The 19,772-nt window shown below is 75.6% G+C and carries 17 protein-coding genes; 9 read left to right on the top strand and 8 right to left on the bottom strand.

The features are described 5' to 3' along the window. Window positions 1–28 precede the first annotated feature (28 nt). Genes Ae717Ps2_RS00255 through ssd form a run of 4 tightly spaced genes read right to left on the bottom strand, consistent with a single transcriptional unit; the run spans window position 29 to window position 3,733 of the window. Window positions 29–676 carry a type II secretion system F family protein gene (locus Ae717Ps2_RS00255; RefSeq protein WP_075332870.1) on the bottom strand — a complete coding sequence of 216 codons (648 nt, stop codon included), beginning with the start codon at window positions 674–676 and terminating at the stop codon, window positions 29–31. Beyond that, entirely contained in the window at window positions 673–1,461 is a 789-nt protein-coding gene (locus Ae717Ps2_RS00260; RefSeq protein ID WP_075308797.1) for a type II secretion system F family protein, read from the bottom strand. Before Ae717Ps2_RS00260 ends, Ae717Ps2_RS00255 begins: the two co-directional genes overlap by 4 nt. Before the next feature lie 26 nt (window positions 1,462–1,487). Continuing rightward, window positions 1,488–2,645 (bottom strand): TadA family conjugal transfer-associated ATPase, encoded by a 1,158-nt coding sequence (locus tag Ae717Ps2_RS00265; protein WP_075332871.1) that lies wholly within the window; start codon window positions 2,643–2,645, stop codon window positions 1,488–1,490. Beyond that, window positions 2,642–3,733 (bottom strand): septum site-determining protein Ssd, encoded by a 1,092-nt coding sequence (gene ssd, locus Ae717Ps2_RS00270; protein WP_075334127.1) that lies wholly within the window; start codon window positions 3,731–3,733, stop codon window positions 2,642–2,644. Before ssd ends, Ae717Ps2_RS00265 begins: the two co-directional genes overlap by 4 nt. Window positions 3,734–4,405: 672 nt before the next feature. On the opposite strand from ssd, the gene Ae717Ps2_RS00280 reads away from it, so the two are divergent. Next, on the top strand, window positions 4,406–5,365 hold the full coding sequence (locus Ae717Ps2_RS00280; RefSeq protein ID WP_233147395.1) for an HAD family phosphatase: 960 nt from the start codon (window positions 4,406–4,408) through the stop codon (window positions 5,363–5,365). An 850-nt stretch (window positions 5,366–6,215) separates the two neighbouring features. On the opposite strand, the gene Ae717Ps2_RS00285 is transcribed toward Ae717Ps2_RS00280, so the two are convergent. Beyond that, window positions 6,216–6,968, bottom strand: coding sequence for an oxidoreductase (locus Ae717Ps2_RS00285; protein WP_075308793.1), 753 nt, complete (start codon window positions 6,966–6,968; stop codon window positions 6,216–6,218). A 336-nt stretch (window positions 6,969–7,304) separates the two neighbouring features. Between Ae717Ps2_RS00285 and acs the strand changes: the two genes are divergently transcribed. From acs to Ae717Ps2_RS00315, 7 genes are all read left to right on the top strand, one after another. Beyond that, on the top strand, window positions 7,305–9,281 hold the full coding sequence (gene acs, locus Ae717Ps2_RS00290) for an acetate--CoA ligase (RefSeq protein ID WP_075308791.1): 1,977 nt from the start codon (window positions 7,305–7,307) through the stop codon (window positions 9,279–9,281). 42 nt (window positions 9,282–9,323) lie between these two features. Then, window positions 9,324–9,767, top strand: coding sequence for an alternative ribosome rescue aminoacyl-tRNA hydrolase ArfB (arfB, locus tag Ae717Ps2_RS00295; protein WP_086002413.1), 444 nt, complete (start codon window positions 9,324–9,326; stop codon window positions 9,765–9,767). 132 nt (window positions 9,768–9,899) lie between these two features. Beyond that, window positions 9,900–10,421 (top strand): phage holin family protein, encoded by a 522-nt coding sequence (locus Ae717Ps2_RS00300; protein WP_020627149.1) that lies wholly within the window; start codon window positions 9,900–9,902, stop codon window positions 10,419–10,421. A 6-nt stretch (window positions 10,422–10,427) separates the two neighbouring features. Continuing rightward, the gene (locus Ae717Ps2_RS00305) at window positions 10,428–11,378 is read left to right on the top strand and encodes an alpha/beta fold hydrolase (protein ID WP_075308789.1); all 951 of its coding nucleotides are present in this window, start codon (window positions 10,428–10,430) and stop codon (window positions 11,376–11,378) included. A gap of 50 nt (window positions 11,379–11,428) precedes the next feature. After that, window positions 11,429–12,697, top strand: coding sequence for a phosphoribosylamine--glycine ligase (purD, locus tag Ae717Ps2_RS00310; protein WP_020627151.1), 1,269 nt, complete (start codon window positions 11,429–11,431; stop codon window positions 12,695–12,697). 199 nt (window positions 12,698–12,896) lie between these two features. Beyond that, window positions 12,897–13,106, top strand: a complete 210-nt coding sequence (locus tag Ae717Ps2_RS35855; protein ID WP_075550151.1) for a hypothetical protein — start codon at window positions 12,897–12,899, stop codon at window positions 13,104–13,106. 164 nt (window positions 13,107–13,270) lie between these two features. Further along, window positions 13,271–14,389 (top strand): pyridoxal phosphate-dependent aminotransferase, encoded by a 1,119-nt coding sequence (locus Ae717Ps2_RS00315; RefSeq protein ID WP_198932252.1) that lies wholly within the window; start codon window positions 13,271–13,273, stop codon window positions 14,387–14,389. A 7-nt stretch (window positions 14,390–14,396) separates the two neighbouring features. Here the strand turns inward: Ae717Ps2_RS00315 and Ae717Ps2_RS00320 are convergent, their stop codons facing one another. From Ae717Ps2_RS00320 to Ae717Ps2_RS00330, 3 genes are all read right to left on the bottom strand, one after another. Beyond that, window positions 14,397–16,547: a YhgE/Pip domain-containing protein gene (locus tag Ae717Ps2_RS00320; protein ID WP_075308787.1), complete on the bottom strand. Its 2,151-nt coding sequence runs from the start codon at window positions 16,545–16,547 to the stop codon at window positions 14,397–14,399. Next, window positions 16,544–17,536, bottom strand: coding sequence for an ATP-binding cassette domain-containing protein (locus Ae717Ps2_RS40015; protein WP_175581809.1), 993 nt, complete (start codon window positions 17,534–17,536; stop codon window positions 16,544–16,546). The genes Ae717Ps2_RS00320 and Ae717Ps2_RS40015 overlap by 4 nt, the downstream gene beginning before the upstream one ends. 335 nt (window positions 17,537–17,871) lie before the next feature. Next, on the bottom strand, window positions 17,872–19,032 hold the full coding sequence (locus tag Ae717Ps2_RS00330; RefSeq protein ID WP_051050150.1) for a low specificity L-threonine aldolase: 1,161 nt from the start codon (window positions 19,030–19,032) through the stop codon (window positions 17,872–17,874). A gap of 116 nt (window positions 19,033–19,148) precedes the next feature. On the opposite strand from Ae717Ps2_RS00330, the gene Ae717Ps2_RS00335 reads away from it, so the two are divergent. After that, window positions 19,149–19,733 (top strand): TetR/AcrR family transcriptional regulator, encoded by a 585-nt coding sequence (locus Ae717Ps2_RS00335; protein ID WP_020623689.1) that lies wholly within the window; start codon window positions 19,149–19,151, stop codon window positions 19,731–19,733. Window positions 19,734–19,772: the final 39 nt, after the last annotated feature.

The raw sequence follows: 19,772 nt of genomic DNA on the forward strand, positions 1-19,772 counted from the left end.
TGCGGACCCGGTCGCCGCGCGGCGGTGGTCACCACCGTGCGAACGCCTCCCCGGCCAGCCCGATCACGACCGGCACGATGCCGAGGACCAGGAAGGCGGGCAGGAAGCAGAGCCCCAGCGGGGCGGTGATGCGGACCGCGGCGGAGCGTCCGAGGGCGGCACCGGTGCGGGCCGACCGGCCCGCCGCGCGGGCGAACCCGGCGAGTTCGGGGACCGGGCCGGCGGCGGCCCAGGCGTCGTCGGGGTCGGCGCCCAGCGCCAGCAGGCCCGCGACCCTGCGCAACGCCTCACCGGCCGGGCCGTCGAGCCGCCGGGCCGCGGCTCCGACGGCGTCCGCCACGGCGAGACCGGCGGCGAGGCAGGTCGCCAGGAGGTCCCAGGCGGCGGCCAGATCCGCGGAGTCCACCGACGCGGCCGGCCCGCGGGCTGCCCGCCGGGCGAGCCACAGCAACCCGCCGCCCAGCGCGGCGCCGACGACCGCGCCGCCCATCCCGCCGAGGGCTCCGCCGAGCGCGGCCCCGGAGGGAACGAGCACCGCGAGGACCGCGGTGCGGGTCGGCGCCGCGGCCGTCGTCGCTCCGGTGACGGAACGCAGCCCGCGCAGCCGCCCCGGTCCGGGACGCCCGCCGCCGACGACCAGGGCGAGCGCGGCGAGCCCGAGCGCGGCCGCGGTCACGTCGGCACCGCCGCACGCAGGATCCGGTCGGCCCACGCCGCCCCCGCGACCGTGAGGCCGACCCCGGTCAGCAGCAGAGCGGGCCCGTGCAGCCCGGTGCGCAGCACGGTCAGCGGCGCGATGCCCATCAACTGCCCGAGACCGATTCCGGCCAACGGCAACGCGGTCAGCACCGACGCCGTCGCCCGAGGCCCGGCGAGCTGGGCTCGCACCCGGGCTCCGTGCGCGATCCGCCAGCGGATGTCGTCGAGCAGGCCGGTGAGCAGGTCGGCGAGCGGGGCACCGTGGGTGTCGGCGAGCTCCCAGGCCGAGGCGACCCGCTCGACGTCGCGCCGGGCGGGGCCCCGCGCCGTCCGACGCAGGGCCTCGGGGACCGGCTCACCGATCCGCGCGGCGACCGCGGCCGGCTCGAGCAGCGCGCGGGCGAGCGGCCCGTCGTGCACGTGCCCGGCCAGCGCGGCCGCGGGGTGCGCGCCGGTGCGCAGCTCGTCGGTGATCCGGGCGAGTGCGTCGGCGAGTTCCGCAGCCGTCGACCCGGCCCGGTCCGCGGCCCGACGTGTGGCGATCCGGCGCCGCACTCCCCACGCCACCCCCGCTGCGCACACCGCGCCGGCGGGGCCCAGGAGCAGCCACCCCAGCGGGGCGGCGAGCAGCGGCAACGGCGGAGCGAGCAGCCGGGCCGTCGGGAGGGCGGTTCCGGTGCCGGTCAGGGCCCGCCACCGGGACCGCCCCGGCGCCGCGGGCAGTGTCAGCACCGCCAGCGCGAGCAGGACGGGAACCGTCACGCCCTGCGGCGTCCCGGGAAGTGCGCTCAGCACGGCACACCGACCCCGCGCTCGCGCAACAGCGTCGCGAGCTCGTCGCGGCCCGGCCCGACCCCGGAGCCGCGGCTCCAGGCGGCGGTGACGTGTGGGGTGCCGTCGTCGGAGCGGCCCAGCACACCGATCTCGTCGAGCGTCCGGCCGGCGCCGGGGCGGCGTCGCATGTGCAGCACGACCTGGACGGCGGCCGTCAGCTGACCGTCGAGCGCGGCGGGGGACATCCCGCCGAGCCCGGCCAGTGCGCGTATCCGGGCCGGGATCTCGCGGACCGAGTTCGCGTGCACGGTGCAGCCGCCGCCGTCGTGACCGGTGTTCATCGCCGCCAGCAGGTCGCACACCTCGGCGCCGCGGACCTCGCCTACGACCAGCCGGTCCGGCCGCATCCGCAACGCCTGACGCACCAGTTCGCGCAGCGGAACCCCGCCCGAGCCCTCGATGTTCGGCGGCCGGGCGACCAGCCGCACGACGTGCGGGTGGCGTGGGGAGAGCTCCTCGGCGTCCTCGACGGTGATCAGGCGCTCGCCCGGGTCGACCGCGCCCAGCAGCGCATTGAGCAGCGTGGTCTTGCCGCTACCCGTCCCGCCGGCCACGAGCACGGCCAGCCGGGCGCCGACGATCGCGCGCAGCAGTGCCTCGCCGGTCGCGTCGAGGGTGCCGGTCCGCCGGAGCGCGGCCAGGTCGTGCCCGGCGGGACGCAGCACCCGCAGCGAGATCGCGGTCCCGGCCGCCGCCACCGGTGGGAGGACGGCGTGCAGCCGGACCCCGGCGTCGGGGAGCCTGCCGTCGACGCAGGGGCTCGCGTCGTCGAGGCGGCGGCCCGCGGCGAGCGCCAGGCGCTGGGCGAGTCGCCGGACCGCGGCCTCGTCGGTGAAGGTGATGCCGGTGCGGCGCAGTCCGTCGCCGCGGTCGACCCAGACGGCGTCGGGCGCGGTGACCAGCACGTCGGTGGTCATCGGGTCGCGCAGCAGCGCGTCGAGCGGGCCCGCTCCGGTGAACTCCTGGCGCAGGGTGCGGAGCGCGGCGAGGACGTCCAGATCGGACGCGACCCCACCGGACTCGGCCCGCACCGCAGCGGCGACGGCGGCCGGCCCGGTCTCGCCGCCCGCGTCGGCCAGCCGGGCCCGCACCCGGTCGACCAGCGGGTTCACGAGGCCGCCCGCCGGATGCCGGCCGTACCGGAGAGGCGCTCGTGCACGGCCCGGGCCGCGGTGGTCAGCGGGCCCCGCCCGGAGCCGGGCGTGCGGCCCCGTTCGAGAGCGCCGGCGAGGTCCCGCTCGGGACGCATGGTCGTGAGCAGCGGCAGCCCGAGAGAGGTGACGACCTCGTCGGGCGTGATCCCGCCGGGGGAGGGCCCGCGCACGACGAGCTCCACGGCCCGGGCATGCTCGGCGAGCACGTCGGCGACCCGGGCGGCCGCGGCACAGGACCGCAGCCCGGCGGGCACCACCAGGACGGTCAGGTCGGCTCTGCCGAGAGCGGTGAGCGCGGCGTCGGTGGGGTAGCGAGGCAGGTCGCACACGACGGTGCCGCCTGCGCGGCGCCCGGCGTCGAGGACCGCGGTGACCGCGGCCGGTTCGGGTCCGTGCGGGGAGCGCGCGCAGGACAGCACCGACAACGCGGTGCGCCCGGACCCGGCCCGTGGGAGCGCGGCGTGCAGCGACGCGGCGCGCACCCGGCCGTCGCCGACCGACAGCTCCGGCCAGCGCAGCCCGGCCTCCTGCTCCAGCCCGACCATCAGGTCGAGGCCGCCGCCGAGCGGGTCGCAGTCGACCAGCAGCGCGGACTCCTCGGCTCGCGCGGAGGTCAGCGCGACCGCGGTCGCGAGCACCGAGGCACCCGCCCCGCCGCAGCCGCCGACCACGGCCAGCACCCGGCCCGCCCGACCGTCGCCCGCTGCGCGTTCCCGGGCGTCGGCGAGGATCCCGGCCAGGCCCGCCTCGCCCTGGGGGAGCTGCACGACCCTGTCCGCGCCGACGGCGACGGCGAGCCGCCAGTCCTCCGCGGCGGGCTCGCCGGGGACGGTGATCACGACGCCGTCGCGGCGCGGGAAACCGGCCTCGCCGCAGCGCCGGGCCCCGGACCGGTCGAGCAGGACGACCGGTGCACGGGCCCAGGCCCGGCGGGCGTCGGCCGCGTCGACCGCGCGTTGGGCATCCATGTCGGCTGCTGCCGCGAGCCGTAGCAGCGCGTCGAGCAGCTCGGGATCGTCGGCCACGATCAGGCAGCGCCGGTCCATCGCGTCGTCCTCCACACCGGCCCGCCGGTGCGAGCCCCGGTATCGAGCGTGCGGCCTCGGGAGGGCTCCGCCGGCCTCGATCGTGGGCCTGTGGACAACTTCGTGGAAACGGCTCGGCCTGTGGACAACTCCCCGGTTCCGTCGGTCCCGCGCGGGAGGATGGAGCAGAGGGGCGGGCCCTCGCGCGGGCGGGCGACGCAGGAGCGGCACGGAGCCACGAGGAAGGGCGCGGAGGCGGCGGCGGGGGACACGACCGTGTCCGTCCCGGCCCGGACGTAGGACGACCCCCGCCAGGGGGGATTGGCGGGGGCCGTCGGGCGGTTCAGCCCCGGGGGGTCGAGCTGAACCCGCTCGGACCAGGTCCGAGCTCGGTCAACTGTAGCCGGAACATGCCGGTCGCGCCCATACTCCGGCCGTGGCCTGCGCCGACCGGTACCGGTGACGACGTCACTCCCGGCTCCCGACGGCGTGAAGTGCGCCACTGACCGGTGGGCGCGTCCGGGCGACCGGTCGCATGCGGCCGATCACTCTCCGCTGCTGGGCATCGGTCTGCTCGCAGCCGGGCGGAGCGGTGCAGGGACGGTGGGGCCCACCGTGGGGTCGCCGGCCGGGGATGTGGACGGAGTGGAGGGCCGGGGACGTGCGCTCCGCGTTTCGGGCACGCTGGACGTCGTGCCCGAGACCTCCAGAGCCCCCGCCGCACCGGACCGGACCGCCGGTGCCACCGTCCCCCAGGCGGTGTTCCTCGACCTCGACAACACGATCATCGCCGGGTCGAGTGCGCTGGCGTTCGCGCGGCCGTTCGCCCGTGCCGGTCTGATCGACCGCGCGACCGTCCTGCGCGGGGCGTGGGCCCAGCTGCTGCTCGTGCTCGCCGGGGCGGACGCGTCCACGATGGACACCCTGCGCCGTCGGATGGTGCTGATCTGCGAGGGCTGGGAGGTGGCGCGGGTCCGCACGATCGTCGCCGAGACGCTGCAGGAGATCATCGGTCCGCTCGTCTACCCGGAGGCGCTCCGGCTGATCGAGCACCACCGCGGGCAGGGGGCGGAGATCGTGCTGCTGTCGGCGTCGGGGCTCGAGGTCGTCGAGCCGATCGCCGAGCTGGTCGGGATCGAACGGTTCCGGGCGACGCGGATGCACGTCGTGGACGACCGCTACGCCGGGGAGATCGAGTTCTACTGCTACGGCGAGGGCAAGGCCGTCGCGGCCCAGGAGATCGCCGAGGAGCTGGGGTTCGACCTCGCGCACTGCGCCGCCTACACCGACTCGATCACCGACCTGCCGCTGCTGGAGGCGGTCGGCCAGCCGTCCGTCGTGAACCCCGACCGCGAGCTGCGGGCGATCGCCCGGGAGCGGGGGTGGCCGGTGCTCGCGTTCGTCCGCGCGGCGTCCCGGCGGGACCGGTTGTTCCGGTTGCGCGACCGGCTGTCGGACCGGTTCGCGGCCGGGGCCCGGGTCGGTGCTCCCGCCGGTCCGGCCACCGACGCGGAGGGTCCGGACGCCGGCGGGGTCGGTGCGGCGGGGCCGTGGCGGGACCCGGCGCTGCTCGGCGCCGCCGCGGTCGGCGGGGTGCTCGCGGCGCTGCTGGCGGGTGCAGCCGTCACCCGGTCCGCCCGCGGCGGCCGCTGAGGCGACGGCCGGCCTGGGGACACCGTGCGGGACCGTGCCGCGCCGGGCTGAGCCACACAGGACCGTGCCGCGCCGTGCGACGCAGGACCATGTCGCGCCCAACCGCGATGCAGAGCCGGACCGCGCAGCGCCGCCCAGCGCCGACCCACTGTCGATCAGTGCATGAGTGCTGCCCAGACAGCGGCCACCAACGCTCATGTACTCATCGACGGCGTCGCACGGCCCCACGGCGCACCGGGCGGGCTGGCGACCGGGTCGACCGGCAGGTGTGGGCGGACGGGCAGGCGTGGCGGGCGGACGGTGCGACCGGAGCGGCCCGGCGTGGCCGACGCCGCGCAACAACTCCGACGCCGTGTAACGCGGCCGGTCACGCCGACGCGGGCGGTCCTGGGCGGAGTGCCGCGGTGCGGGAGGTGCGGGAGTGCGAACCCAGTCAGGTGTGCAGGTCGCGGAGCAGGGCCGTGCCCACAACCCCGACCGCGACCGCCGTCCGTGCGTCGTCGTGCACCCACCCGGCGGTCGTCGCCGGTCACCCTGTGCTGCTGAACCGGTGCACATCGGTGAGGGGGTTGCCCACATCATGTTCCGGGTCTACGAAGGAGCCACGGACCCCGGCCGGGCCAGGGGCGTCTCGGAGGAGAAGAGGCGTCTCCCCTGACCGGGCTCCGTACGTGGGGACCGGACCACGTCCACGCCGAGCACGCCGCGGGAGGCATGTCGTCGTGGGCCTGCGAACCGGGACGCCGGGCGCCGAGGCCGCGCAACACGGCACGTAGTGCACGCCAGGACGCCGGTTCCCACGTCGGGCCGGGTGGCGCCCCTCGGGGCACCACCCGGCTCCTTCATGCGCTCAGCCGGACTGCGCGGCGGCGATCGACAGGCCCTCCCGGCCGCCCGCCTCCCACTCCGCGCAGGTGTGGACGATCCAGCGGGCCAGCCCGTCGGGCGTCCCGGAGGCGAACGCCGCCGCGGCCTCCCGGTACTCCGCGGTGCGGCGCAGGAACCCCACCTCGGGCACCGACAGACCGCGCGGGTCCAGCCCGGTCGACATCGCGGTCAGCCGGGCCGCCGCCCGGGCCACGACCCCGTCGGCGGTGCCGAACGGCGCCAGGGTCAGCAGCTCGCCGTGCACGACGGCGACCAGCACCGGAGCCGGCACCGAGGTGCCCCCGCCGATCAGGTCGGCCAGTGCCGTGAGTCGCGCCGACGTCGCCGGGCGCGGCCTGCCCAGCACCTGCTCGTGCTCCTCGGCGGGCACGAGGTCCCCCGCGGCCAGCACGTGCAGCCGGGCGAGCCCCTGCAGCGGGGCCCGGCGCCAGGTGTCGAGGAGCTTGGAGCGCTCGTCGGCGATCCGGACGGCTCCTGCGAGGACCGGGTCGGAGACGTGGTCGGCGGTGACCGGCCGCAGCGGGGCCCCGTCGACCGCGGCGGAGGAGCGGGCGGCGCGCAGGGCGGCCTCGGCGGCCGTCGCGGGCCAGCCGCGCCGGTTGACCGGCTGGTTGTGCACCTCGGTGGCCGCGTCGCGGGCGCGGGCGACCGCCTCGGCGACGCCGGGGAGTGCGGCGAGCGGGGCGAGCGGATCGGCTGCTGCGGGGCGGGCCATGGACGTCATCGTCCCAACCGGTGGGCTACCGCCGGGTAAGTACCCCTGCGGTGTGGACCGCTCGGCGACCGGTCGTGGTGATCCGTCGACCGCCGGACATCCGCCCGCCCGCCGTCGGAGGGCCCGCGAACACCCTGCCGCGCCCGGGAACGGCCCCCCACCCGCGCGGACGGTCAGGTGCGGCGTTGGTGTCCGGCTGGTACCTGTCCCGACAGACGGTGCACGGGCGAGGACGGTTCACTAGCGTCGGACCGCACACGTGCGCGCACACCGAGTGCGCCCGAGGCCGCCACGTCGGCCCGAAGTGACCCGCCGCGTCGAGGAGGACACCAGGACATGGCCGAGTCCGAGAAGAGTTCCGCGCTCAGCGCGCTCTCCAGCGAGAGCAGGTCGTTCCCGCCGTCGGAGGAGTTCGCGTCGCAGGCGAACGCCACCGCCGACTGGTACGACCGTGCCGATGACGACCGCGAGGGGTTCTGGGCCGAGCAGGCCGACCGTCTGCACTGGACGAAGAAGTGGGACACCGTCCTGGACTGGCAGCCCCCGTTCGCGAAGTGGTTCGTCGGCGGCGAGCTGAACGTCGCCTACAACTGCGCCGACCGGCACGTCGAGGCCGGCAACGGCGACCGCGTCGCCATCCACTGGGAGGGCGAGCCCGGCGACTCCCGCACGATCACCTACGCCGACCTGCAGCGCGAGGTCTCCAAGACCGCGAACGCGCTGACCGAGCTGGGCGTCGGCAAGGGCGACCGCGTCGCCATCCAGCTGCCGATGATCCCCGAGGCCGTGTTCTCGATGCTGGCCTGCGCCCGCCTGGGCGCGCTGCACAGCGTCGTGTTCGGCGGGTTCTCCCCGGGCGCGCTCAAGGCGCGCATCGAGGACGCCGAGGCCAAGGTGCTGATCACCAGCGACGGTCAGTACCGCCGTGGCAAGCCGGCCCCGATGAAGGAGAACACCGACGAGGCCGTCGCGGGCACCTCGATCGAGAAGGTCCTCGTCGTCAAGCGGACCGAGACCGACGTGCCGTGGACCGACGGCCGCGACGTGTGGTGGCACGACGTCGTCGACGGTGCGTCCGACCAGCACACCCCGGAGTCCTTCGACTCCGAGCACCCGCTGTTCATCCTCTACACCTCGGGCACCACCGGGAAGCCGAAGGGCATCCTGCACACCTCCGGTGGCTACCTCACGCAGTCCGCGTACACCCACAACGTGGTGTTCGACCACAAGCCGGGCGAGAGCGTCTACTGGTGCACCGCCGACATCGGCTGGGTCACCGGGCACACCTACATCGTCTACGGGCCGCTCGCGAACGGTGCCACGCAGGTGATCTACGAGGGCACGCCGAACACCCCGCACGAGGGCCGGCACTGGGAGATCGTCGACAAGTACAAGGTCTCGATCTACTACACCGCCCCGACGCTGATCCGCACGTTCATGAAGTGGGGCGAGGACATCCCCGCGAAGTACGACCTGTCCTCGCTCAGGGTGCTCGGCACGGTCGGCGAGCCGATCAACCCCGAGGCCTGGATGTGGTTCCGGGAGAAGATCGGCAAGGAGCGCTGCCCGATCGTCGACACCTGGTGGCAGACCGAGACCGGCTCGCAGATGATCGCCCCGCTGCCGGGCGTCACCGCGACCAAGCCGGGCTCGGCCATGCGCGCGCTGCCGGGCATCTCGGCCACCGTCGTCGACGACACCGGCACCCCCGTGGGCAACGGCGAGGGCGGCTACCTGGTCCTCGACAAGCCGTGGCCGTCGATGCTGCGCGGCATCTGGGGCGACACCGAGCGCTACAAGGAGACCTACTGGTCCCGCTTCGCCGAGCAGGGCTACTACTTCGCCGGCGACGGCGCCAAGTACGACGACGACGGTGCCATCTGGCTGCTCGGCCGCGTCGACGACGTCATGAACATCTCCGGGCACCGCATCTCGACCACCGAGGTGGAGTCGGCGCTGGTCAGCCACCCGACCGTCGCCGAGGCCGCGGTCGTGGGCGCCTCCGACGAGACCACCGGCCAGGGGATCGTCGCGTTCGTGATCCTGCGCGGGAGCGCGTCGAAGGACGAGGCGAAGGGCGAGCAGGCCATCAAGGCGCTCCGCGACCACGTCTCCAAGGAGATCGGTCCGATCGCCAAGCCGCGCCAGATCCTGGTCGTGGAGGAGCTGCCGAAGACCCGCTCCGGCAAGATCATGCGCCGCCTGCTGCGCGACGTTGCCGAGAACCGGGACGTCGGCGACGTCTCGACCCTCGCCGACTCGTCGGTGATGGACCTGATCTCGTCCGGCATGAGCGAGTCCAAGGAGGACTGACCGCGTCCCCGGGCCCCGCGCGTGCCGCGGGGCCCGGGCCCGATGGGCGACACTGGGGTGGTGGACGACCCGATCGAGGTGCGGCGCGGCTTCGTCGTGCCCGCTCGCGAGCTGAGCTGGCGGTTCTCCCGCGCCTCGGGGCCCGGGGGGCAGGGCGTCAACACCACCGACTCCCGGGTGGAACTGTCCTTCGACCTCGCGGGCTCGCCGAGCGTCCCCGAGGACCTGCGCGACCGGGCCCTGTCGCGGCTGGCGAACCGGCTCGTCGACGGCGTGCTGACCGTCGTCGCGTCCGAGCACCGCAGCCAGCTCCGCAACCGCGAGGCCGCCCGTGGGCGGCTCGCGACCCTGCTCGGCGAGGCGACCGCGGCTGGCCCGCGCACCCGTCGCCCCACCCGCCCGACGCGCGGGTCGCAGCGCCGCAGGCTCGACGCCAAGAACCGGCGCGGACAGATCAAGAAGCTGCGCGGCCGCCCGGACGAGTGAGGCCCCGTCCCCGGCGTGGCGCAGCCGAGCAGCCCGGCTGACCCCGTGGCACGATGGCGGCTCACCGAACGACGGCCGTCCGGGGGACCCCAGCGCCCCGGGCAGGCGAGTGCACCAGCAGGAGGGAAGACGGTGGCCAGCAACAGCCAGTCGGGCAACGCGGAGGTTCCGCCGGTCCTGCCCTCGATCCCGCTCACGAACGAGCCGGGGCCGCGCGACGCGTCCCTCGGCGCCCTCGCGAAGGACGTCACCACCCATCTCTCGACCTTGGTCCGGTCGGAGGTGGAGCTCGCCAAGGCCGAGGTCACGGCCGAGGTGAAGAAGGGCGTGCAGGGCAGCGTCTTCTTCGTGATCGCCGCGGTGATCGGGCTGTTCAGCCTGTTCTACCTGTTCTTCACCCTCGCCGAGTTCCTCTCGATCTGGCTCAACCGCGCCGCGGGCTTCGGGATCACGTTCCTGTTCATGCTGCTCGTCGCCGGCCTGTTCGGCTTCCTCGGCTACCTGCGGGTCCGCAAGATCCGCAAGCCGGAGCGCACCATCGACTCGCTCAAGGACTCCGCGCAGGTGCTCGCCCAGCGCGGCCAGCGCGGTGACCGCGACAACGTCCGCGAGATCGCCGACGGCACCTCCGGGCGGCACGCAGCCGCGGGCTGATCCGGCGTGTCCGCGACGGCCGGCACCCCGCCCGACCCCTCGGTCGTCCGGATCCCCGGTCCGTGGACGCACCGTGCGGTGTCGGCCAACGGCATCCGCATGCACCTCGCGGAGTACGGCCCACCGACCGGCCCGCTCGTCGTGCTGCTGCACGGCTTCCCGGAATTCTGGTGGACCTGGCGCCACCAGCTCCTCGCCCTCGGCGACGCCGGCTACCGGGCCGTCGCGCCCGACCTCCGCGGCTACGGCGACACCGACAAGCCACCCCGCGGCTACGACCTGTGGACCCTCGCCGGGGACTGCGCCGGGCTGATCCGGGCGCTCGGGGAGTCGCGCGCCCACGTCGTCGGGCACGACTGGGGTGCCACGATCGGCTGGACGGTCGCCACGCTGCACCCGCGCCTGGTCGTCTCGCTCACCGGGCTCGGGGCGCCGCACCCGATCGTGATGCGGGACGCGCTGCTGCGCGATCCCCTCGGGCAGGGGGCGGCCAGCCGCTACATGGCGGGGTTCCAGCTGCCGCGGCTGCCGGAGCGCTCGCTGCGCGCCGACGGCGGCGCCCGGGTCGGCCGGATCATGCGGGCCTGGGCGGGGCCGGAGTGGGCCGCGACCACCGACTTCGCCGACGTCGTCGCCCGCAACGCCGAGGCGATGCGGATCTCCACCGTGGCCCACTGCAGCCTCGAGTACTACCGCTGGTCGATGCGCTCCCAGCTGCGCCCCGACGGCCACCGGTTCGCCCGTGAGGTCTCCCGGCCGGTGGGGGTGCCGGTGCTGCAGGTGCACGGGGCCGACGACACGTGCGTGCTCGACACCACCATGCGCGGCGACGAGCGGTTCGCCGGTGCCGGGCTGACCCACCACACGCTCCCGGCCACCGGGCACTTCCCGCAGCAGGAGCACCCCACACACGTCACCGCCCTGATCGGTGCCCACCTGCAGCGCTGCGACGGTTGATCCGAGACCGGTTCCCCGTCGTCCGACGTGCACGGATACGCTCGGCCACCGTGCGGATCCTGATCGTGGGAAGCGGTGCGCGTGAGCACGCCATCGCCGTGGCTCTGGCGCAGGACCCGGAGGTGACGGCGCTCGCCGTCGCCCCCGGCAACGCGGGAACGGCCGCGGTGTCCGAGCAGCTCGGACTCGACGTCACCGACAACGGTGCCGTCGTCGAGCTGGCGCGGACCTGGAAGGCCGACCTCGTGGTCATCGGGCCGGAGGGTCCGCTGGTCAACGGCGCGGCCGACGCGGTCCGGGAGGCCGGGATCCCCTGCTTCGGCCCGAGCGCCGAGGCGGCCCGGATCGAGGGGTCCAAGGCGTTCGCGAAGGCCGTGATGAGCGCGGCGGGGGTGCCGACGGCCTCGTCGGTCGTCGTCGACAACCCGGCGCACCTCGACACCGCGCTGTCGGTGTTCACCCCGCCCTACGTCGTCAAGGACGACGGATTGGCCGCGGGCAAGGGCGTCGTCGTGTCCGACGACATCGAGGTGGCCCGCGCGCACGCCCTCGGGCTGCTCGACGCCGGCCACCCGGCGCTGCTGGAGTCGTTCCTCGACGGGCCCGAGGCGTCGCTGTTCTGCCTCGTCGACGGTGCCACCGTCGTGCCGCTGCTGCCCGCGCAGGACTTCAAGCGCGTCGGCGACGACGACTCCGGCCCCAACACCGGCGGCATGGGCGCCTACTGCCCGCTGCCCTGGGCGGGCGAGGACCTCGCCGAGGAGCTCGTCGCCCGGGTCGTCGCGCCGGTCGCCGAGGAGATGGTGCGCCGCGGGACCCCGTTCACCGGGCTGCTCTACGCCGGTCTCGCGCTGACCTCGGAGGGCCCCGCGGTCATCGAGTTCAACTGCCGCTTCGGGGACCCGGAGACCCAGGCCGTGCTGGCGCTGCTGCGCACCCCGCTGTCGCAGCTGCTGTTCGCCACCGCGACCGGCACCCTCGCCGAGCAGCCCGCGATCGAGTGGGCCGAGGGGGCTGCGGTGACCGTCGTCGTCGCCGCGGAGGGGTACCCGGCCACCCCGCGGCTCGGTGACGTCATCACCGGCGCCGAGGGCGACGGCGTGCTGCACGCCGGCACCCGTCGCCGCGACGACGGCGCGGTCGTCTCCTCCGGCGGGCGCGTGCTGTCGGTCGTGGGCACCGGCTCCGACCTCGCCGCTGCCCGGGCCGAGGCCTACGCGCGGCTGGCGCCGGTCCGCCTCGCGGGCTCGCACCACCGCACCGACATCGGTCTCAAGGCCGAGCGGGGCGAGGTCAGCGTTCCGGTTGCGCAGGGTTGATGTTACCGCCGCGTAACGCCCGTATGGCCTAGCGAGATTAGTCCGAATGGGCCCACCTGGGCGTTCGAAGGCCGGTTGTTCGATGATCATGAAGAGCCGGTTAAAACGGACACCAGGGTTTGATCTCCACCGGTGCGGCGGGGAATCGTCCTGTGGCACAGGGGCACAGCCGGTGCCCCTGAACCTCAGGAGGATCATCATGGCCCACGCTCCCCAGCAGGCCCGTCGTCGTCGCGCCCTCGCCCTCGTGGGTGGCGTCGTCGCCGCGCCGCTCGCCGCCCTGGCGTTCACCGGTACCGCGCAGGCGGCCGAGCTGACCCCGGTCGCCGAGTACCTCGACGAGACCGTCGCCGCCACCGACGCGCAGGTCGGCGCGGTCGTCGACGCCCTGGGCTTCGAGGCCGAGTGACACCGGGCGGGCCCCGTGCCCGCCCCGGTTCGTGACTGACCGCGCGCCCGGGAGGGGCTCCCGCCCGGGCGCGCGGTCCGGTCCCCAGGGGGCCGCCGCCTAGGCTCGGCGGCGTGACCCGCCTGACCGTCGCCGCCCGCGCCGCCGTCGCCCCGTTCCATGTCATGGACGTCTGGGCCGCCGCCGCCGAGCGGGCCCGCACCCACGGCGACCTGATCAATCTCTCGGCCGGGCAGCCCTCGACCCCGGCGCCGGAACCGGTCCGCGCGGCCGCCGTCGCCGCCCTGGGGTCCCAGGTGCTCGGCTACACCGTCGCCCCTGGCATCGCCGAGCTGCGCGAGGCCGTCGCCGGGCACTACCGGCGGACCCGGGACCTGGACGTCGACCCGGGTGACGTCGTCCTCACCACGGGGTCCTCCGGCGGGTTCCTGCTGGCCTTCCTCGCCGCGTTCGACGCGGGCGACCGCGTGGCCATGGCCCGTCCCGGCTACCCCTGCTACCGCAACATCCTCGCCGCGCTGGGCTGCGAGGTCGTCGAGCTGCCGTGCGGTCCGGCCACCCGGTTCCAGCCCACGGTCGAGATGCTCGAGGCGCTCGACGAGCCGGTGAAGGGCCTGATCGTGGCCAGCCCGGCGAACCCCACCGGCACCGTCCTCGACCCCACCGAGCTCGCCGCGCTCGCGTCCTACTGCGAGGACCGCGGCATCCAGCTCGTCAGCGACGAGATCTACCACGGCATCACCTTCCCGGGCAGCCCCGCGACGAGCTGCGCCTGGGAGACCTCCCGCGAGGCCGTGCTGGTCAACTCGTTCTCGAAGTACTTCTCGATGACCGGCTGGCGGCTCGGCTGGCTGGTCTGCCCACCGCGGCTGCGGCGCACCGTCGAGGGCCTCGCCGGCAACTTCACCGTCTGCCCTCCGGCGCTGCCCCAGCACGCCGCGCTCGCCGCGTTCGACGAGGCGAGCTACGCCGAGGCCGACGCCCACGTCGTGCGCTACGGCCGCAACCGTGACCTCCTCCTCGACGGACTGCGCGCACTCGGGATCACCCGGCTCGCCCCCGCCGACGGCGCGTTCTACGTCTACGCCGACATCGCGCACCTGCTGCGCGACGGCGAGGACTCGATGGGCCTGACCTACCGGCTGCTCGACGAGACCGGCATCGCCGTCGCACCGGGGCAGGACTTCGACCCGGTCGACGGCGGTGGCTACGTCCGCTTCTCCGGCGCCGGGACGCCGGAGGCCATCACCGAGGCGCTGGAGCGGCTGCGGGCCTGGGTCTGAACGGTTCTCAGAGCACCAGCTCGGGCTTCACCGCCGTCGCCGTCCACACCCGCTTGCGGTACGCCGCGAACGTCGCCAGTGCGAGCGCGCCGACGAACCAGGCCAGCAGCACCGGCACCGCCGTGCCCACGACACCGGCCAGCTCGCCGCCGTACATGAGGTGCCGCAGTGCGTCGACGGCGTAGCCCATCGGCATCACGTGGTGCACCGGGTACAGCGGCGCGGGGATGGTCTGCCACGGGAACGTGCCGCCCGCCGAGACGAGCTGCAGCACCATCAGGACCAGCCCGAGGAACTGCCCGACCGCGCCGAGCAGCGCGTTGAGGGCGTGCACGATCGCGGTGAACGTCATCGAGGTCAGCCACAGCAGGGCCAGCGTCGCGACCGGGTGCACCGGTGTGATCCCCAGCAGCAGCGACACCACCGCGTACATGCCGGTGACCTGCACGATCCCCAGCAGGCCGGCCGGGATCCAGCCGCCCAGCGCGATCCGCAGCGGGCTCTGCCCGGCCGCGATCGCCCGTCGGGACAGGGGCTGGACCAGCAGGAACAGCACGTAGCCGCCGATCCAGGTGGCCAGCGCCATGAAGAACGGGGCCAGTCCGGCGCCGTAGGTGTCGGCCTGGGAGTAGGCGACGTCGCGGGTGGCGACCGGGTCGCCGATGTTCGCGGCGGTGGCCTCCCGGACCCCCGGCGCCGGGTTCGGGATGTCCCCCAGCCCCGAGGCCAGGCCGTCGTGCAGCTGCGTCGCCCCGTCGGCGAGCTCGCCGGTGCCGGCGTCGAGCCGGCGCGCCCCGTCGGCGAGCCGGTCGGTGCCGTCGACGGCGGTGCGCTCCCCGGCGACGAGCTGGTCCGCCCCGGTCCGAAGCGCGGTGGCGCCGGTGGACAGTTGTGTGGCGCCGTCGGCGAGCTTCCGCACGCCGCCGGACAGCTCGCTCGCGCCGTCGCGCAGGGACCCGGCCCCGTCGGCGGCGCTCGCGATGCCCTGGCTGAGCTGCGGCGCGGACGCGGCCAGCTGCTCGGCGCCGTCGGCGACCTGCCCGGCGCCGGACCCGAGCCGGTCGAGCTGCCCGGACACCTGCTGGACGCGGGCGTTGCCGTCGACGAGCGGCTGCTTGGCCGTCGCCAGCGCGGCGAGGGCCTGCTGGACCTGCTCGTCGGTGAAACCGCGTTCGCGCAGCGACGCGGCGATGGTGCCGTCCGCGGCGTCGAGCTGGTCGGCGAGGCGGGCGCTCTCCTGCGCGACCCGGTCCCCGGCCGCGGCCAGCTGCGCGTTGCCGTCGGCGACCTGGCGGGCGCCGTCGGCGAGCCTGCGCGACTGCGCGGGCAGGTCCGCGGTGGCGCTGCGGAGGGTGCCGAGCCCGGTCGCGAGCTCACCCGCGCCCGAGGACAGCCGGTCCGCCCCGGTCGCCGCGGTCCCGGCACCGGAGGCGAGGGTCCCCGCCCCGGTCGCGAGCCGGTCGGCGCCGCCGGAGAGCTGCGTCGCGCCGTCGAGGAGCCGGCGCTGCCCGGACGCGAGCTCGCCCGCCCCGGAGGCCAGCTGGCCCGCCCCGTCGTGGGCGGTCGCCGCGCCGTCGGCGAGCTTCCCGGCGCCGTCCGCGGCCTCCTGGGTCTTGGTGTGGATGGTGGAGAAGCCGGTGAGGAACCGGTCCGCGGCCTGCGTCCCGACCTCCTTGGCGACCGAGTCGCGGACCCGGGTGGTGAGGGTGTCGGCGATCGTGCGGGCCAGGTAGTTGTTGGCGTCGTTCGTGGTGAGCACGAGGATCCCCTGGCGCGGTGTGAACTCACTGGAGGACTGCAGGGCCGCGGTGAAGTCGTGCGGGATCGTCAGGGCGAAGGTGTAGATGTTGTCGCGCACACCGCGGTCGGCCTCGGCGGCGGAGACCCGGTGGAAGTCGAACGAGCCGGACTCGGTCAGCTCCGTCGCGACGTCCTGGCCGACGTTCTGCGCCTTCCCGTCGGCGTCGGTGCCACCCGTGTCCTCGACGACCAGCGCGGCGGGCACCTGGTCCAGGCGGGAGTAGGGGTCGCCGTTGGCGTAGAGGTAGAAGCCCGCGTAGAGCATCGGGATCAGCAGCAGGGCGAGCACGGCCAGGACCGGCAGCCGCCCGGCGGTGATCCGCCTCAGCTCGCTGATCGCCATCCTGACCGCGCTCATGAGGTCCTCTCCGTGGTGTCGTTCCCGCTGGTCTCGTTCCCGCTGGTCCCGCTGTCGGCCGTGGACCCGGGGGGTTCGGTGGCGTCGGGTGGCTCCGGGGCGGGCTCCGCGCCGGGCAGGATCGCCGTGCCGGCGTCCTCGGTGCCGGTGCCGGTGGCTGTGCCCGGTTCGGGGGCCGGCGCGGCCCCGGACGGGCGGCGCAGCAGCCACCGGGTCCAGCCCTGCGGCAGGTCGTCGGCCCCCTGCGGCGCGACGACGGTCAGCGGCCCCGTCGGGTCCTCGGGCCTGCTGTGCCGCCCGGGCGGCTCCGGGAACGCGCCGGCGTCGCCGCCGCCGAGCCGGACCGCCGGCACCCCCAGCAGCGCCGCCGACCCCTCGGTGCAGGTCACGACCACGGTGAACCCGGCACGGGCGTGCTCGGAGGCCACCTGCCACCAGGTCACCGGGGTGCCGCCGTGCCGGTCCGGCGCGGTGAGGACGAGCACCCGCACCCCGGGCCGGGACGCGGCGAGTGCGGTCATCAGCCCGATCCGCACGGGTGCGGGCACGTCCTCGAACCGCGAGCGCACCCAGCTCTCGGCGCCCCGCGCACCCAGCCACTCGGTCACCGCCCGCGGGGTGGTGCCGCGCCCGGCCATCGCCAGCTCCTCGCCGACGACGGTCCGCAGCGGCAGCACCGGCTCCGGCTCGCTGACCCCGGGCGTATCGACGACGGCGACGGCCCGGCGCAGCCGGCGGGGGTCGTCGTCGCCGTCGAGGGTGACGGTGCCCTGGTCGGGCCGCATCCGCCCGGCGAGCGCCAGCGCGAGCGCGGTGTGCCCGGACCCGGGGGTGCCCGCGACCAGCAGGACCGAGCCGGGGACGGCGCGCAGCGAGGTCGGCGCGAGCAGCACCCCGTGGGCGCCGTCGACGGCGACGCCCTCGGCGACGAGGGCCGCCTCCGGATCGGATGCGGAGGAGGGGGCGGACGAGGGGGCGGAGCTGGTCATGACGGTCCTGCTGTCCTGGGCGCCACGGGCCGCGCGACCCCCGGCGATCGCGGGTCCGCGCAGCTCACCGGCACCGGTCGGGGGTCGGGGCCACCGGCGCGCAGCGGTGCGTACGCACGGGCGCGACGGCGGCGGAAGCCTAGGCCGACGCCTGCTCCGGCGTCCGGCCGTCGCCCAGTGTGGACCCGATCGTGCGGGGCGACTTGACTTCGGACGACAGTGAGTTGACTCCGCGCGACACTGTGACGGCGGCGACGGCGGGCGTCCGACGCGCTCCGTCGCCGATGCCGTGGGACGGGCCCGACCGGACCGGACGGTGCAGCGGGGCGGTGGCCTCAGCTGCCGAGGGCGGTGCGGGGCAGCATCCCGGGGCCGCCGGGGGAGCCGGTGCTGGCCGGGCCGACCTCACCGATCCGGTCCAGTGCCGCCTTGATGTGCTTGTCGCCGACGTCGCGGTGGGTCATCAGCCGCAGCTTGCCCGCGATGGCACCTGCGCGGACCCCGGCCTCGGCGAACGTGGCGATCGTGCCGCGCACGTCGGCCACGTCCACCAGCACGATGTTGGTCTGCGGCTCGCGGACCCGCCAGCCGCGCTCGCGCAGCCCGGCGGCGAGCCGCGTCGCGAGGTCGTGGTCCTCGGCGAGCCGGTCGATCTCCTCCAGCGCGACGAGTCCGGCCGCGGCCAGCACCCCACCCTGCCGGACGCCGCCGCCGAGCATCTTGCGCAGCCGCCGGGCGTGCTCGACGAACTCCGTCGACCCCGCGACGACCGACCCGACCGGCGCGCCCAGCCCCTTGGACAGGCACACCGCGACCGTGTCGGCGCCGACGGTCAGCGCGCCCGGCGGGACCCCGAGCGCGACCGCGGCGTTCCACAACCGGGCGCCGTCGAGGTGCACCGACAGCCGGGCGGCCCGTGCCGCCGCGGCGACGGCGGCGTGCTCCTCCGGAGCGATCACGGTGCCGCCCGCGGAGTTGTGCGTGTTCTCCAGGCACAGCAGCACCGGGCGCAGCGCGGCGTAGGAGCCGTCGTCGACGGCGGCCCGGCGCACCGCCGCGGCGGTGACCTTGCCGGGGCCCGCGTCGTGCGGCAGCGGCCGCGGCATCCCGCCGGCCAGCCAGGCGGCCGTGCCCAGCTCGAAGTCGAGCACGTGGGCGCCCTGCGGGGCGAGGAACGCCTCGCCCCGGCCGAGCCTGCTCATCAGCGCGATCAGGTTGGCCATCGACCCGGTGGGGGTCCACAGCGCGTCGGCGGCGCCGAGCAGGCCGGCGACCCGTTCCTCCAGCTCGCGCATGGTGGGGTCGCCGTCGAGCACGTCGTCGCCGACCTCGGCCTCGGCCATCGCCCGGCGCATCGCCTCGGTCGGCAGCGTGACGGTGTCCGACCGCAGGTCGACGGGCTCGCCGGGGGCCGGGGCGGCCGCCGCGCCGCGCGTGCCACCACGCGACGACCAGCGGCTTCTGGGTGACGGGCGCACACCCACAGTGTGTTCCATACCGGTCACGGTGAGAACGGCAGGGTCACGAAACGGTCACGGTCCCCTGTCCCACCTGGGCGTCGAGTCCGGTATCTCACTCGTCCGGATGGGGCCGGTCTTGGCACTATGTGGCGATGGCGGCCCCGAAACAGACCGAGAAGGGTGAACGGCGCCGCGCCCTGCTGGTGGCGGCGGCAGCGGACCTGCTGGCCGAGAGCGGGTTCGACGCGATCCGCCACCGCGCCGTCGCCGAGCGCGCCGGGGTGCCGCTGGCCGCCACCACGTACTACTTCTCCTCGCTGGAGGACCTGGTGTCCGCCGCGCTCGACCGGCTGGCCCGCACCGAGCTCGCGGACGCCCACGACTGCCTCGCCCGGCGCGACGACCCGGCCGAGATCGTGCTCGACCTGCTCCTCGGGCCGCGCTCGCGCACCGACGGCCTCGACGCCGTCCTGTGCCGGTTCGAGCGGCTGATCGGTTCCGGCAGGCGCCCGTTCCTGGCCGGGCTGCTGCGGGCCCAGCGCGTCGAGTTCGACGCCCTGCTCGACGAGGCCCTCACCCGCGCGACCGGCCGTCGCCCGGGGCCGGGGGAGGTCCGCAGGCTGACCGCGCTCGTCGACGGTGTCGTCCTCACCGCGCTGATCGAGGCCGACCCCGACCCGCGTGCGGTCGGCCGGGTCGCGCTGCGCGAGGCGTTGGACGCGCTGCCCCGGACGTGAGCCCCCGGGTGTGAGCCTGTGCTCCCGGCCGTGGCGGGG

It is taken from the genome of Pseudonocardia sp. Ae717_Ps2, assembly GCF_001932475.1.
In the GTDB taxonomy this organism is placed as follows: Bacteria; Actinomycetota; Actinomycetes; order Mycobacteriales; family Pseudonocardiaceae; genus Pseudonocardia.

What these genes read in the sequence shown, in the direction of transcription:
- Ae717Ps2_RS00285 (WP_075308793.1), bottom strand. Translation starts at nt 6,968, where the DNA reads ATGGCCCGCCCCGCAGCAGCCGATCCGCTCGCCCCGCTCGCCGCACTC.
- ssd (WP_075334127.1), bottom strand. Translation starts at nt 3,733, where the DNA reads ATGGACCGGCGCTGCCTGATCGTGGCCGACGATCCCGAGCTGCTCGAC.
- arfB (WP_086002413.1), top strand. Translation starts at nt 9,324, where the DNA reads ATGGGCGACACTGGGGTGGTGGACGACCCGATCGAGGTGCGGCGCGGC.
- Ae717Ps2_RS40015 (WP_175581809.1), bottom strand. Translation starts at nt 17,536, where the DNA reads ATGACCAGCTCCGCCCCCTCGTCCGCCCCCTCCTCCGCATCCGATCCG.
- Ae717Ps2_RS00315 (WP_198932252.1), top strand. Translation starts at nt 13,271, where the DNA reads ATGGACGTCTGGGCCGCCGCCGCCGAGCGGGCCCGCACCCACGGCGAC.
- Ae717Ps2_RS35855 (WP_075550151.1), top strand. Translation starts at nt 12,897, where the DNA reads ATGGCCCACGCTCCCCAGCAGGCCCGTCGTCGTCGCGCCCTCGCCCTC.
- Ae717Ps2_RS00320 (WP_075308787.1), bottom strand. Translation starts at nt 16,547, where the DNA reads ATGAGCGCGGTCAGGATGGCGATCAGCGAGCTGAGGCGGATCACCGCC.
- acs (WP_075308791.1), top strand. Translation starts at nt 7,305, where the DNA reads ATGGCCGAGTCCGAGAAGAGTTCCGCGCTCAGCGCGCTCTCCAGCGAG.
- Ae717Ps2_RS00335 (WP_020623689.1), top strand. Translation starts at nt 19,149, where the DNA reads ATGGCGGCCCCGAAACAGACCGAGAAGGGTGAACGGCGCCGCGCCCTG.
- Ae717Ps2_RS00330 (WP_051050150.1), bottom strand. Translation starts at nt 19,032, where the DNA reads ATGGAACACACTGTGGGTGTGCGCCCGTCACCCAGAAGCCGCTGGTCG.